Genomic DNA, 13,460 nt, shown 5'->3' on the forward strand with positions numbered 1-13,460 from the left:
CGGTCGTTCTTCCTTCTCTCCCAGCGTTTTTTGCCTGGAAGGCACGTCGTGCCGAGCAGGGTCGGAGGCGGGAGCGCAACCCGGAGGGCGGAGGGGGAGAGGTTGTCGGCGCGATGGGAGGGAGCGCAGCGACCGCGTGCCGAGAACCTCGGAGGAGCCGGCCGCGCAGCGGCTTGCACGGACACCGGAGGCCCGTACGCTGCCGAAGGCTTCCAGGCAAAAAGGCGCGAAGCGCACAGCACCGCGCCGACCAGAGGTCGGCGTCCGCCTTGCAGCTAGGGTCGCGATATGGATCAGTTGCCACGTTTGGATGACGTCTGGACTACCCGGGACTACCCCGTTCTGGTCGCTGTCGCCCGGCTACTCGAGGAGCACGATCTCCTGCAGTCCAGCGACATCGCTACCTTCTGTGGCCGATCGCGACGGGATGTGGTTCTCGCGTTGACGAATCTCGGCCATCGACACCTCGTCGTCAAGGACGCGAGCACGTACGACGGTCGCGACAACTACGTCGCCGGGATCCGCCCGGAAGGACTGGAGGCGGTCGGCCAGTGGCCGAGTCCGGACGTCGCCGCAGAACGACTCATCACTGCTCTTGATGCCCTGGTGGACAACGCACCGATGGACTCGCCCAAACGGAACCGATTGATCGCGATCCGAGACGGGCTCCTCACTGCCGGTCGCGACGTGATGGTCGACGTCGCGGCAGCGGTCATCTCCGGTCGCATCCCGACCTAGGGCTTGTCTCCCATATGGCGTAGCCAGGTGAGGATGGCGCTGAGTGTGAAGGCGGCCCGGTAGGTGATCGCGAGCTTGTCGTATCGGGTGGCGAGGCCACGCCATTGCTTGGCAAGTGCGAAGGAGCGCTCCACGACGTTCCGACCGCAGTAGGCGGTGGCGTCGAAACCGGGTGGTCGGCCACCGCGCTGTCCGCGACGTTTGCGGGCGCCGATCTGGTCGCTCTTTTCTGGGATGACCGCACGGATCCCGCGGCGGCGCAACTCAGTTCGGATTACGCCGGAAGTGTAGGCGCGATCGGCGATGACCGCGTCGGGCCGCGTCCGTGGACGCCCGGGCCCGAGCCGGGGGACGTAGATCTCGGCGAGCACGTGAGCGAGCATGGCTCCGTCGTTACGCTGCCCGCCGGTGATGACCAACGCCAGCGGTCGGCCGCGCCCGTCGACGGCCTGGTGAATCTTCGTGGTCAATCCGCCGCGGGAACGGCCGATGCCATGCCCGGCCGGTTCAACCTCGTGCCAAGGAAGATTCTTGTGATTCGATCCTGCCCCCTGTGTCCTGCTCCGGGCGGGTCGTGTTCGTCGCGTGCTGATGCGCCCGCGCGATCGTCGCATCCACCGACACGGCCCAGTCGATCTTGCCGGCTGCATCAGCGTCGGCGAGGACCCGTGCGAGTACCCGGTCCCAGGTGCCGTCGCCGGCGTAGCGGCGGTGACGCTTCCATACCGTTTGCCACGGCCCGAACGCGTCACGCGGGAGATCACGCCACGGGATTCCTGTTCGATACCGGTACGCGATGCCCTCGACCACGCCGCGATTGTCAGCGAACGGGTGCCCACGCCCCCCCACGTTCGACAGCAGGAGCGGCTCGATCCGCTCCCACTGCTGATCAGTGAACACCCTCAACCGCGAAACAGAACTCACCCGACCAGACTGCCGCGAGCCGCACGATCCAGATGGGAAACACGCCCTAATCAAGCAGTGCGGAGGGTTCCATGTGTCGGATCTGGTAATTCCGCGGCTTGCGAGCGGTCGCCCATACGCTGAGTAGCATGAGCGAGTTCGAGGTCGAGATCCGTCCCGCACGCCCTGGGGACGCCCAGCCGATCGGTGGCGTCTTCGACGCGGCCGTGCTCGATGGGTGGACGTACTTTCCCGACATCGAGCGGATGGTGCCGATGTTCGAGCCCGCGTTCTGGGACTCGTTCGTCGAGGAATCCAAGGCGCCTGATGTCCTCTTGGTCGCCGTCGACGCAAAGGACGATCGGGTGGTCGGGTACGTCGGGACGAAAGCCGAGTCGGGTGAGCTATGGGTGCTGTTCGTGCACCCGGAGGTCGGCGGTCACGGGATCGGACGGCTCCTCCTCGAGCGGGCCGAGAACGCGATTCGCGCCTCCGGATGCTTCCGAGTGATCCTCTGGACGCATGAGCAGAACGAGCACGCGCAGCGGGTGTATGGCGCGGCCGGCTATGTCGTGGACGGCGCGACCCGCACCGACGAGATCCAGGGACACGAGTTCACCGAGATCCGTATGACGAAGCGGCTTGCGGCCTGATCCATGGCGGCGCTGCTTGCTCTGCTCTCCGGCGCGGGTCTCGGAGCCACCGACTATTTCGGTGGTCGCCAGACCGCCCGATGGGGCGCGTACCCAGTGCTCGCCCTGTCCCAGGCGGCGGGCTTGCTCATCCTGGCCACGTTGGCGCTCATTCTCCGTGAGCCGGTGCCGCACGGGCCGACGCTTCTGTTCGGGGCACTGGCGGGAATGTCGGAGATCATCGGGACCGCAGCGCTCTACTTCGGGCTCGCGCGGGGGCGTGCCTCGACGGTCGCGCCGGCGGCAGCGCTCGCGCCGCTCGTGCCCGCGACGGTCGCCGTCGTGACCGGCGGCAGCGTGTCCGTGCTTCTTCTGATCGGCGCAGCTGGCGCCGTGGCGGGTGTGGTCGTGGTGGGCATCCTCACGCCACAGGAGGAGGGGGATGCCCGTAGCGGGGGGCTGGGATGGGGATTGCTCGCGGCCGCGGGATTCGGCGGGTACCTCCTGTTCATCGCCCTAGCCACAGAAAGCGGCACCCCAGTCGGAGCGCTGACCGTCGATCGCACGATCGCCTTCACGCTCGTCGTGATCCTGCTCGCCGTGCCGCGGGTCAGGGGTGGGCAAAAGGTCGGAATGCGAGTCCGCGACGCCGCGTGGGTCGGGGCGATCGGGGTCGGCATCGCCGCATCCGATCTGGCCTATGCGACCGCCACCCTGCTGGGGAATCTCACGCTCGCTGCCGTCCTGAGCAGCACACACCCCGTTTTCACCGTAATTTACGCACGGATCTTCGGGCGGGAGCGGATCGGTGTCGGCCGATGGATCGGCATCGGCCTCACCGCTGCCGGAGCGGCCGCGGTCGCGATCTCCTCATAACTCACCTCTGTCAACACACTGGTGCGCAAGCCGATCGGCCAGCGAGTATTGGTGTACTCGAATCGGAAGGAATTGCTGTGTCATCGTCGAATCGTCCACGTGTCGTGGTGCAGGAGTGGATTTCGCTGGACGGGTACGCGTCGGGACCAACCGACGAGATGGACATCATGAGCGCCATCAGCGAGGACACCGACCAACGCAGTCAGACCTACAACGCCGAGTTCCTCTCCACCGCCGCTGCGGTCTTACTGGGGAGTCGGACGTACCGCAAGTTCGTCGAGTACTGGCCCAGTGCGGAAGAGCCGATCGCGGACCAGGTGAACCAGCTCCCCAAGCTGGTGGCCTCGACGACACTGCAGTCCGCTCCCTGGGGTGAGCACACCCCGGCCACCGTGATCACAGACGTATACGCTCACGTGCGTCAGTTCCGACGCGAGGGCGAGGGAACACTGGTTGTGTGGGGATCACTCGCCCTGACTCACTCGCTGATGAACACAGGGCTCGTCGACGAACTCGACCTTTTCGTCGCGCCGATCTGGTTGGGCGAGGGCACGCCGCTCCTGCCAGCCGGACGAGTGCGCGTTGAGCAGCTGAGCAGCGACAACTGGGATGAGCTCACCCACCTCACGTACCGCGTCGAGAACCACGACGCATTCGATGCATGATGGCTGTACCTGAAGTTCGTTCTGGGACGCCTGAAGCAGGGCAGGACCGCGATACGCCGATCCTCCCGGAGCGGAAGCCACGCCAGCCGCGTTGGAAGGCAGCAGCCGCTCCAAACGAGCTGACTACTCATCGGTTCAGGACACGAGAACGAGAACTCGACTTCGACGACATCAGCCCGCTTGCCCTCAGAGCCCACCACATATAGGAGACACGCCCTAGTCACCCGATGCGGTGTCGGGGGTCTGAGGCACGATCAGCTCGTGCGGCTCCCGCCGCAGGAGTGGAGTGGTCATGAACGCCAGCGAGGACCGCTACGACGGCAAGCGTGTTGTCGACGTGCGTACAGGGCAGCTTCGGTTTCGAGTCCGCGACGCCCGGATCGTGGACGTGCAGACCGGGCAGCTGGCTTTCCGGATTCGTAACGATGATCGGGTGGTCTCGACCAACGGACAGCTGGCCTTCCGGATCCGCGATGGGGAGCGACTTGTCGACACGTCCGGGGTGCTGCACTTTCGACTCCGGTGACCTGCAGGCTCAGCGTCGACGTTCGATGAGGATCGTGTCGCGCCAGGTACCGGCGGCTGGTCCGTAAGTCATCCGCGCGATCCGTTCGCGGGTACCGACGCGGCGAAAGCCGGCACTGTCGTGGAGGGCGAGGCTGGCAGTGTTCTCGGGGAAGATGCTCGACTGAATCGTCCAGAGTCCAGCAGCGTCTGCGGCGTCGATGAGAGCCTGCAGGAGTGCCGCGCCGGTGCCGCGGCCGCGGGCGGGAGAGGCGACGTAGACGGAGTGCTCGACCACTCCGCGGTAGACGGGCCTGCTGGAGATGGGTGAGAGAGCGGCCCACCCGAGGATCTGGTCGCCGTCGACGGCGACCAGGCGCCCGACGTCGAGCTTCCCCGCATTGAACGCCTCCCACGTCGGCGGTTCGGCCTCGAAGGTGGCGTGCCCGGTCGCGATGCCCTCGCGGTAGATCGCCTCGACCGCCGTCCAGTCCTCGGGGAGCATCGCCCGGAGACCGCGATCATGAGCAGCAGCTCCCTCCGGCGGATCCGATGTCGGTCGAGCAGACGCCGGTCTTGGGGAGCACGAGCTGCACCCGCCGGGCCGCGGCGTGATCACCTACGAGCTCATCCGCGATCGAGCGGACCTGCTCGTAACCGGTGACGAGCAGGAACGTCGCCGCCCTGCCGTACGACTTCATCCCGCCAATGAAGAACTTCGGCTCGGGATGGGCGAGTTCCGCGACCCCGTGCGGGTCGACGGTGCCGCAGGAGTGCAGGTTTGGATCGAACGGCCTCTCTTCGAGCGGCGATCGCGCCACGTCGCGCTTCCCGTGTCCGGTCAAAAGGGCTCCTCCTGGAGGGCGCGCACGTGAGGCGGAGGCATCGGCCATCGCCTGATCGGACGGTCGCGAACTCGTTCTGTGTGACCCGGCTGCACGCCTCGCGGGCGCCAGCCAGGCACTACACGCGGAGAGTCAGCGTCGTGCCAGCGCTCACGTTTCACCGGTCGATTAGCCGAGGGCGGTCTGCTGGTAGAGCGAGAGGCGAACAGTATCGCCGGTCCGGCAGTACACACTCGTCATCAGTGCCTCGAACGCCGGCTGGCCTCGCCTGATGGCGCGCGCTCGATACACTAGGGCTGCCGCGTCGGATCCGGCGGGAACCACTCGTTCATCCGAAAGGTTCACGTCGTCCCATGCGGGCGCGTCGTTGAGGTTGGCGATGATCGCGTCCCGGTCGAGGATCGATCCGTCGGCGAGGATCATGACCGCTTCGGGAGTCATCAGGGCACCGTAGAAATCGCCTCCGCGCGATTCCATGAGGGATGCCCATCCCGCCTTCTCTGCCGCCAGAAGCGCGTCCATCGTCAGCTCAGTCATGGATCGAATCTAACAATACTGCTTGTGCTTCAAGACCCCCCCCAGGAGCCGGCGCCGAAAGACCTCCTCGACGTCCAAGCGCTCGCGGAGTGCTTCGGATTCGAGATTCCGCTCTCGCACCAGGGTAGGGAGCGCGATCCGAGAACGATCGGGTAATCGTGCGGTCCAGTCGCTCTGCGTGGAGGGTCAGCTGCACCTCTCCCGGAATCCTCCGGCCCGACTTCGACGGGTGCTCACGGCTGCTGGGAGATGGTTCGGGCGGTCGACGGTGGCGTGCCGATCGTCTCGACAGGGATCGACTCGGCGGCTTCGCTGAGAACGCCCGCCGAGACGATTCGTGAGACGGGCCACCAGCGGATGGTCTGCTCGGCCCGGTCGCGTCCGACGAGGTACCACTCGCCGCGGGTGCGGGCGAGGACGATCGGGTCGAGACGCGTCTCGCGCGCTCCTGCGCTGTGGACGCTGCTGATGCGCAGTACCCGCCCTTCGGCGAGCGATCGCTCGACGGCGCGCCATACTCCGGGGGAGATCTCGAGGCCCTCAGCGCGATCGACCCACACCCGCTGCGCCAACGCCGTCGCTCGGCTTCGCGCGCCGGGCTCCATCACGGAGAGGACCTTGACGAGCGCTGCCTCGGCAGCCGCATGGAACGGTCCGCGCTCGGAGGCGGCGAGGGCTGCGGCGAGGCCGGACACCTCCGTCGCGGTGAGGTTGATCGGCGGCAGGGTGGCGGCCTCGTCGACGACGTATCCGCCGAGGCGACCCGGTCGTGCCCAGACCGGGAACCCTCCGGCCTGCAGCGTGGAGACGTCGCGTTTGATGGTCCGAGCGCTCACCTCGAAGAGGGCGGCGAGCTGGTCGGCGGTGCGCCCGCGCGCGCCGGCCCGACGGAGCTCCTCACGGAGCGCGTAGAGACGATCGGTTCGATTCATTGCCGAATAGTGACATAGGGGTGACATCTCGAGCCATCAGGCTGAGGTCATGACCGACGACGACACCACCTACCTCTTCCTCAGCGGCGCGGGCCTTCCCGGCTGGATCTGGGACGACGTGCGCGCGATGCTCCCTGATCGGAGCTGTTCCCTCGTGGGTCCTCGCCCGGTGCAGTCCCGAGCCCGGATCCGTGACCACGCCGACGCCGCGGTGGGAGGACTCGCCGGCACCGGTCCGGTCGTCGTGATAGCGCACTCGATCGGTGGCGGCGTGGCCGGACACGTCGCCGCTCGCCTCGGGGATCGCGTGCGCGGAATCGTGGCCGTGAGCGCGGTGATGCCGAAACCCGGGCGCTCCTTCCTCTCGGCACTCCCTCTGCCTCAGCGGGTCATCACCGACCTGGTGATGCGTCTCGCCGGCACGCGTCCGCCCGCATCGGCGGTGCGTGCAGGTGTGGCGGCCGGGCTCCATCCCGATCTCACCGAGCGGCTGATCGCCGACATGGTCGCAGAGTCGCCCCGTCTCTTCCGAGACCCGGCCGCCGCCCTCGGTGCACGGTCCGCGCGTTACGTGATCACGGCTCGCGACAGGGAGCTCCCGGTCGCACTGCAGCGCAGGTCCGCACGCGAGCTCGGAGCTCCCTCCCTCTCGCTGCCCACCGGGCACCTCCCGATGCTCGAAGCGCCCGAGGCGATAGCGGCAGTGATCTCCGAGGTCGAAGCGGAGTGGCGCGACCACTCCCCTCGATGTCCGACATGAGTGGTTCATGCGGTTGCGAGTCGGCACCTCGCCGTCGAAGACTGACGAGATGACGATCTCGAACCACGACGACTACATCGCCGCCGCGCCGGAGCGGTTCCGTCCGCTGCTCACCTCTCTGCGTGCACAGCTGGCGCGGACTCTGCCGGACGCGCAGGAGGTCATCCAGCACGACATGCCGGGGTTCCGGATAGGCGACTCGATCGTCGCCGGCTACGCCGCCTTCACGAGGCAGTGCGGTCTCTATCTCTCCCCGGGCGCCATCACCGCCCACGCTGACGACATCGACGCACTCGGGCTGAAGGCCACCAAGACCGGCATCACGTTCCCGGAGACCAAGCCCCTCCCCGAGGATCTCGTCGAACGCCTCGCTCTCGCCTCACGCCGGGACGTCGGGCAGTAGCGGACTGATCCAGCCGACGGCGCCGCGGCGGCGACCGAGGCGACCGCCTCGACCCACCCTGCGCACGCGAACGCGCTCGGGCGATGGAAAGGAAGACATCTCGTGAAGTACACGAACTCGATCGAGATCGCACTGCCCGTGGCGAGAGTCGCGCAGTTGCTCGCTGATCCCGCCCACATCCCGAAGTGGCTGCGAGGCGTCGTGCTGCACGAACCGATACGCGGATCGCACGGCCGGCTCGGCACGACGTCGAGGGTCCTGATGCGGTCGGGAAAACGGACCATCGAGGTGACCGAGACGATCACACGGCAGGAGCCGGCAGACCTGCACACTCTCCCCGAGGGGACCGTCGTGCACTTCGACCGAGAGCTCGTCGGCGCGGGCACGTGGAACGCAGTCCGAGACCGTCTCACCGGAGCGACCCCGGAGACCACGCTCTGGGAGTCCGAGAGCGAGTTCCGGTTCGACGGCCTCCTGATGCGCGTGACGGGGCTCCTGCTCCCCGGCGTCTTTCGCAAGCAGTCGCAGCAGCACATGGAGGACTTCAAAGCCTTCGCCGAGCGGGGCGAAGACGTCCGCGATGTGTGAGCCCGCGGGATGAGGACACGCAGTCGCAGCTCGACGCGATCGCCGGCGGCCGGCGTCCAGAAGCGGGACATCGTCACAGATGTCCCCTCGGGGAGTGGGACCGCGATTCAGTGAGCCGGGATGAGGAAGCTCTCCGATTACGCCGACGAGGGCGACACGGTCGTCGTGTGCGCGTCGACTGCCTCTGCCGGTCCGTGACAACGTGCTCAACACGGTGAAGCTCCCGCGCGAGCGTAGCGCGCAGGGTCCGGTCACAGACCCAGCCGCGACTCTCTTCGACTGCGAGCGCGTGCCCATCGTTGAACGAGTCAGCGCCGACACCTCAGCCTGCTGTGAGCTACCGACGCGCTCGAGTTGACTCGAACCCATAGAAGGGTCCCCGCGACACCGATCGGCCGGTTTCTGGATTGGAAGTTCCCCGACCCGACTGACTGGAGCGCTGAGAACGTCCGCCCGCTCCGAGAGGCGGTCGCCGCCCGGATCCAGGCCGAGCTCCTTACCTAGGCGCGTCAGGCGGCCCCGAGGGCGATGGCGGGTCTGCTCCTTGATGGCGACTCTGGGCCGTGCTGCAGAAGCGGGGTGACGGGATCGTCCGGGCGGGGCGGGGTGGGGTTGTAGGTCGTCTGGTCGCGGAAGATCGCCCAGATGACGTTGATGCGGCGGCGGGCGAGAGCGATCAGCGCCTGCTTGTGCGACTTTCCTTCTCCACGTTTCCGCTCGTAGAACGAGCGCGAGACCGGGCAGTTCCTCGACGCGATGAACGCTGCCTGGAAGCAGGCGTTCAAGAGCCGCCGGTCGTAGCGCCGTGGCCGGTGGTGGTTGCCGGAGATTTTCCCTGAGTCGCGCGGCACGGGGGCGAGGCCCGCGAAGCTTGCGAGCCGGTCGGGCGTCTCGAACGCGGCGAGGTCAGTGCCGGTTGCGGCGAGGAAGTCCGCTGCGAGCCTGCGCCCGAACCCCGGAATCGACACCAGCAGATCCGCGGAGCTGCTGTCCTGCAGAACGGCTTCGATCTCAGCGTCGAGCTCGGCGACCTCGTCACGGATGCGGAGCAGATCACGCGCGGATCGGCTGACCAGCCGAGCCGCTGCCTCTTCCCCCACAACGACCGAGGTCTGCTCGCGCGCGGCCTCCACCGCCGTCTTCGCGACCGCAGCGGACTTCCAGCAGCCCTGCCCCTTCAACCATGACGCCAGCCGCGCTTCACCCATCCGCCCGATCGCTCCGGGGGTCGCGTACCGGGTGAGCAGCACCAACGGTCCCCTGGTCGTCGCGTAGTTGAACGCCCTCTCGAGCGACGGGAAGTAGTGGACCAGGATTGCGCGCAGCCGGTTCACGGCGCGAGTGCGATCGTGCACCAGGTCCTCCCGCCTCGCCGACAGCAGGCGCAGCTCCACGGTGACCTCATCGGCCTGCCGCATCAGCGTCACGTCTCGCCGGGTCCGCGCCTGGTCGGCGATGATGACCGCGTCCTTCGCGTCGGTCTTCGCCTCACCCCGGTAGGCGCCCGAGGCGTGGTGCACGACGCGGCCCGAGATGTAGAACAGCGGCTGCGCGTGCGAGCTGAGCAGCGTCTGCAGCAGTCCTGTCCCGCCATAGTTGAGGTCCGTCGCCCAGGCGACGTCGGTGCCGCCCGGCAGGGATGCGACGTCGCCCATCAAGGTCAGGATCGCCGCCTCTCGGTTCCTGAAGCGTCGCGAGAGCAGCTTGGTTCCGTTGCCGTCGATGACGACGCAGTGGTGTTCGGTCTTGCCGGCGTCGATACCGGCCCAGAGTTGGGGCACGCAGGGTCCTTCCGTTGAGGGGTGCGGTGCGCCGTGAACGACTGTGCCGGCATGTCCTTACGGGGCGATCTGGTCGCGTTTCTCAATGAGCGGTCCTGCCGTTACGGGGTCCCGGGCGGCTAATCACGGCGTGCCATCAGTCGGCTGAAGGCGGTCAGCCATACCCGGGACCCCTGGCGCGTTCCGGAGCCTACAACTGCCCCGGATCCACGGAAATAACGGTAAGGAAGGCGGTTTTCCGCCTTAGCGACCGGAGTGCGTAGTGCAACCGGAGGGCGGTGGGGGAGAGAGTTTCGGCGCGAAATAAGGGAGCGCAGCGACCGCGTGCCGGAAGTCTCGGAGGAGCCGGTGGCGCAGCCACTTGAACGGAGCCCGGAGGTAGCTACGAGGGAGCGAAGCGGACGAGCCGCCGAAGGCTTCCCGGCAAAAAAGCGTGAGCCCAACGGGCGAACATCAGCGGCCGGCACCGCCGGCCGGACCTCTGGGCGGCGCTCCGTCGCCGCTGCGCGAGTGCAGCTCGCGCTCCAGGAACGGGATCGCGGGGATCGTGAGGGGGTCGCCCCTCACCGACCAGCCAGAGGGACGGCCCTCCCCCGGCTCAGCTCGCCACCGCCTCCACGCTGGCAGCGACGTCGGTGGCGGTGCGGTGGCCCTGCACCTCAGCGTCGGCGACGGCGTAGAGGCGGGTCCCGACGTTCCAGTCGATGGCGACGGTCACGGTCTTGGGATTCACGCGGGTGACGATGCTCCATCTGACGTCGTGCTTGCTTATCAGGGGGCGGCCGCCGCCTGAGGTCGACACCAAAGATTCGGAACGGGGCCAGGCCGCGGACGCGAGGCCATCAATCTGGGTCGCGCCGGTTTTCCAGCAGGCTGCTGGGAAACCGGTGCTCCTCAGGCTTGCTCGTCTGTGTGCGGTTCGGCGTCGGGCCAGTCGAGAGCAGCTGAGATCTGCTCCGCGCTGGGCAGACCTTCCTGTTCCGCTGGCGGCAGCGTGTCATAGGAGTACGTCGACACCGCCATCGGCGACGCGCTTTGGCTCAGCGCGTACCGGACGGTGCGATCGTTATGGCTTCCGCAGATCAGGATCCCCACAGTCGGCCTGTGGAACTCGCGTCGCATCGTGTCATCGACTACGGCGATGTAGAAACCGAGCTGGCCGGCGTAGGCCGGCTCGAACTTGCCCGTCTTCAACTCGACCACGACATACCGCAGCTGCTCGGTGTGGAAGAAGAGGAGATCGAGGAAGAAGTCGTCTCCCGCGACGTCGAAGTGCACCTGTCGGCCGACGAACGCGAAGCCCGCACCGAGCTCGCGCAACGTGTTCACGATCCTGTCCATCAGCGCCTGCTCGAGGTCCCGCTCCGCCGCCTCCTTCGACAGGTCCAAAAAGTCGAACACGTACGGGTCCTTGGAGATCTGCCGCGCGAGATCCGATTCCGCCTTCGGCAGCGACGCTTCGAAGTTCGTCGACGCTGCGCCGATGCGCTCCCGGGTCCGGTTCTTGATCTGATTCAGGAGCATGTTCCGCGACCAGCCGCGTTCCACCGCGGCCGCGGCGTACCAGTTCCGGTCCTCCTCGGTCGAGAACCGATCGAGGAGGAGCATGACGTGACCCCACGGCAATTTCCCAACAGGCTGCTGGTGAATTGAGTCGCCCTCAGGCCAGGCGGCGGCGAACGCTCGCATGTACTGCAGATTGCTCGGCGAGAAGCCCTTCATCGTCGGGAACGACGCGCGCAGGTCCTCCGCGAGACGCGCGATGACTCGGCTCCCCCAGCCCTGCTCACGCTGCAGCGCGCGGATGCGCGAACCGATCCGCCAGTACAGCTCCAGCAGATGCGTGTTCACGACCCGCTGTGCGCGATACTGCGCGCCTCGAACATCCGCGCGAAGTGCTGCGAGGAGCGCCTCGTAGCCGTCGGGAAGATCGAGCTCAGAACCGGTCATGCCTCATTCTCTCGGCCACACCACGACCCCGAGATCATTCTCATCGATGCGCGGCCGCTAGACACCGGGATCGGGTGTTGCCCCGCCATGGCATGGCGACGACTGTGGTGTGAGGTGCGGCTGCACCCAGCATCGTGACCCGAACACAACGCTGTGATGCAGCCGCACCCCGGCGGGAGCTCCACAAGCACGACCGAGCGTCACCGCCATATCACTACGGAGGTCTTACCTGCGGGGTCTGGGCCGGCGTCTCAGCCTTGCGCTACTCCGAGCGCCCTGTCTACCGGTCGGCTCGACGTGGACAGCGGCGGACTCAACCCCATCGTGTCGTCATCGATGCGGGTTCGTGGGGAGGGACAGTGCACGGCGGAGCTCGGGAGGTTCCTCCTGCGGCCGCGGTTCAGTCACGAGGCGCAGCCCACCGGGTGCGTAGGAGGCCGCGATCCATTTCCTCATCCAGTCCTGGTTGAGAACCATGCGGTCGGCGCTGACGTACCGGAAGAGCAGTGGACTTGTGGGGTGCAGCCAGATCGAGGTGCGACCGTTGCCCACGGCTGGTGCGTCTTTCCAGGAGAAGTAAAAGGACTCGCCCCGACCGAGCTTGGTGCCGATGACGACCTGAAGATGGGCGAGGAGGCGGTCCTCGAAAGCCACTTCGAGCCGCGAGTCGTAGACGAGCCGTCCCATGGAGCTCCTGACTCGAGTGCATCCGAAAGTGGATGCCCTGGCCACGTAATAGGAGTCCGAACGGGGTCGAGACGGAGGCTACGCCAGGACAGGCCACAACCGTCATGCTTCGGTGATATCGACGCGGATCCACAACTGGCGGGCTCGACGGGAGGATCGTCCGAATCGCGGCAATCATGTGATCTGCGGACTTCGAGTCGTCGAGCGGAAGCAGTATCGGCTGTTCTCGTTCGCGCTCCTCGGGGAGGCGTATGGTCCGAGCATGACCGTCCTCATCAGCACCGCGACGGGTGTCCACACCCCGCCCATCAGCCCCTCCGCATCGCTGACCGCCTCCGACTCCAAGGCGCACCACCCCATCACGGACGACGCGAATGATCTCCTCGAGGAAGCCGCTCGTCATGCACGCTTCTGGGCCTCCTATGACGCCGATCCCCGCTCGGCCACGGCCTGGGCCGATGCCGGGACCTCGACCTGGCGGCGCCCCGCCCGGGTCGCGCTGGTCCCCGTTCGTGAGGGTCTGGACCAGTGGGACGAGGAGGGCGGCTACGACCCCGCATGAGCCCAAACCCGTCTCCATGACTCACGCGGCGTCTCCGTTGCGCAGTGATCGGTGGCCGCAACGACCGTCGGTGCTGAGGCACGATCCCCCGGCAAGC

The 13,460-nt window shown here is 67.1% G+C and carries 17 protein-coding genes and 1 pseudogene; 9 read left to right on the plus strand and 9 right to left on the minus strand.

Translation table 11 applies throughout. From position 1 onward, the window contains the following. Window positions 1-288 precede the first annotated feature (288 nt). Entirely contained in the window at window positions 289-738 is a 450-nt protein-coding gene (locus GRS96_RS19515) for a hypothetical protein (protein ID WP_146168501.1), read from the plus strand. On the opposite strand, the gene GRS96_RS19520 is transcribed toward GRS96_RS19515, so the two are convergent. After that, a protein-coding gene (locus GRS96_RS19520) for an IS5 family transposase (protein ID WP_442966654.1) occupies window positions 735-1,662 on the minus strand; the annotation gives its coding sequence in 2 pieces (ribosomal slippage) (window positions 735-1,289 and window positions 1,291-1,662; 927 coding nt in all). The two genes, GRS96_RS19515 and GRS96_RS19520, sit on opposite strands and share 4 nt — an antisense overlap. Window positions 1,663-1,790: 128 nt before the next feature. Here GRS96_RS19520 and GRS96_RS19525 point away from each other — a divergent pair. The 4 genes from GRS96_RS19525 to GRS96_RS19540 all read left to right on the plus strand — a co-directional run bounded on the left by GRS96_RS19525 (window position 1,791) and on the right by GRS96_RS19540 (window position 4,340). Beyond that, entirely contained in the window at window positions 1,791-2,294 is a 504-nt protein-coding gene (locus GRS96_RS19525) for a GNAT family N-acetyltransferase (RefSeq protein ID WP_107576096.1), read from the plus strand. A 3-nt stretch (window positions 2,295-2,297) separates the two neighbouring features. Continuing rightward, entirely contained in the window at window positions 2,298-3,149 is an 852-nt protein-coding gene (locus tag GRS96_RS19530; protein WP_107576097.1) for a DMT family transporter, read from the plus strand. Between the two features lie 77 nt (window positions 3,150-3,226). Further along, window positions 3,227-3,814 (plus strand): dihydrofolate reductase family protein, encoded by a 588-nt coding sequence (locus tag GRS96_RS19535; RefSeq protein ID WP_159989468.1) that lies wholly within the window; start codon window positions 3,227-3,229, stop codon window positions 3,812-3,814. 292 nt (window positions 3,815-4,106) lie between these two features. Next, entirely contained in the window at window positions 4,107-4,340 is a 234-nt protein-coding gene (locus GRS96_RS19540) for a hypothetical protein (RefSeq protein WP_211315694.1), read from the plus strand. Between the two features lie 9 nt (window positions 4,341-4,349). Here the strand turns inward: GRS96_RS19540 and GRS96_RS19545 are convergent, their stop codons facing one another. The 4 genes and pseudogenes from GRS96_RS19545 to GRS96_RS19560 form a co-directional block, all read right to left on the minus strand. Beyond that, on the minus strand, window positions 4,350-4,823 hold the full coding sequence (locus GRS96_RS19545) for a GNAT family N-acetyltransferase (RefSeq protein ID WP_107576099.1): 474 nt from the start codon (window positions 4,821-4,823) through the stop codon (window positions 4,350-4,352). Window positions 4,824-4,839: 16 nt separating this feature from the next. Then, window positions 4,840-5,112: pseudogene (locus tag GRS96_RS19550) on the minus strand (flavoprotein); the annotation flags it as partial. A gap of 219 nt (window positions 5,113-5,331) precedes the next feature. Then, complete coding sequence (locus GRS96_RS19555; protein WP_107576100.1) at window positions 5,332-5,700, minus strand: DUF4440 domain-containing protein; 369 nt, start codon at window positions 5,698-5,700, stop codon at window positions 5,332-5,334. 233 nt (window positions 5,701-5,933) lie between these two features. Beyond that, complete coding sequence (locus tag GRS96_RS19560; RefSeq protein WP_107576101.1) at window positions 5,934-6,632, minus strand: helix-turn-helix transcriptional regulator; 699 nt, start codon at window positions 6,630-6,632, stop codon at window positions 5,934-5,936. A gap of 49 nt (window positions 6,633-6,681) precedes the next feature. On the opposite strand from GRS96_RS19560, the gene GRS96_RS19565 reads away from it, so the two are divergent. The 3 genes from GRS96_RS19565 (at window position 6,682) to GRS96_RS19575 (ending at window position 8,383) form a co-directional block, all read left to right on the plus strand. Beyond that, window positions 6,682-7,392, plus strand: coding sequence for an alpha/beta fold hydrolase (locus GRS96_RS19565; protein ID WP_107576102.1), 711 nt, complete (start codon window positions 6,682-6,684; stop codon window positions 7,390-7,392). Window positions 7,393-7,441: 49 nt separating this feature from the next. Then, window positions 7,442-7,795, plus strand: coding sequence for an iron chaperone (locus tag GRS96_RS19570; protein WP_107576103.1), 354 nt, complete (start codon window positions 7,442-7,444; stop codon window positions 7,793-7,795). A gap of 102 nt (window positions 7,796-7,897) precedes the next feature. Next, window positions 7,898-8,383 (plus strand): SRPBCC family protein, encoded by a 486-nt coding sequence (locus tag GRS96_RS19575; RefSeq protein WP_107576104.1) that lies wholly within the window; start codon window positions 7,898-7,900, stop codon window positions 8,381-8,383. 509 nt (window positions 8,384-8,892) lie between these two features. Here the strand turns inward: GRS96_RS19575 and GRS96_RS19580 are convergent. The 4 genes from GRS96_RS19580 to GRS96_RS19590 form a co-directional block, all read right to left on the minus strand. Further along, window positions 8,893-10,164 (minus strand): IS110 family transposase, encoded by a 1,272-nt coding sequence (locus GRS96_RS19580; protein WP_236553709.1) that lies wholly within the window; start codon window positions 10,162-10,164, stop codon window positions 8,893-8,895. Between the two features lie 598 nt (window positions 10,165-10,762). Next, a complete protein-coding gene (locus GRS96_RS20815) occupies window positions 10,763-10,897 on the minus strand; it encodes a hypothetical protein (RefSeq protein ID WP_268893237.1) in 135 nt (44 codons plus the stop codon). 161 nt (window positions 10,898-11,058) lie between these two features. Continuing rightward, window positions 11,059-12,114: a PDDEXK nuclease domain-containing protein gene (locus GRS96_RS19585; RefSeq protein ID WP_159989469.1), complete on the minus strand. Its 1,056-nt coding sequence runs from the start codon at window positions 12,112-12,114 to the stop codon at window positions 11,059-11,061. 330 nt (window positions 12,115-12,444) lie between these two features. Continuing rightward, entirely contained in the window at window positions 12,445-12,801 is a 357-nt protein-coding gene (locus GRS96_RS19590) for a DUF7882 family protein (RefSeq protein WP_204162183.1), read from the minus strand. A gap of 262 nt (window positions 12,802-13,063) precedes the next feature. Between GRS96_RS19590 and GRS96_RS19595 the strand changes: the two genes are divergently transcribed. Continuing rightward, window positions 13,064-13,363 carry a hypothetical protein gene (locus GRS96_RS19595; protein ID WP_146168502.1) on the plus strand — a complete coding sequence of 100 codons (300 nt, stop codon included), beginning with the start codon at window positions 13,064-13,066 and terminating at the stop codon, window positions 13,361-13,363. Window positions 13,364-13,460: the final 97 nt, after the last annotated feature.

The sequence above is a fragment of the Rathayibacter sp. VKM Ac-2803 genome (genome assembly GCF_009807175.1).
In the GTDB taxonomy this organism is placed as follows: domain Bacteria; phylum Actinomycetota; class Actinomycetes; order Actinomycetales; family Microbacteriaceae; genus Rathayibacter.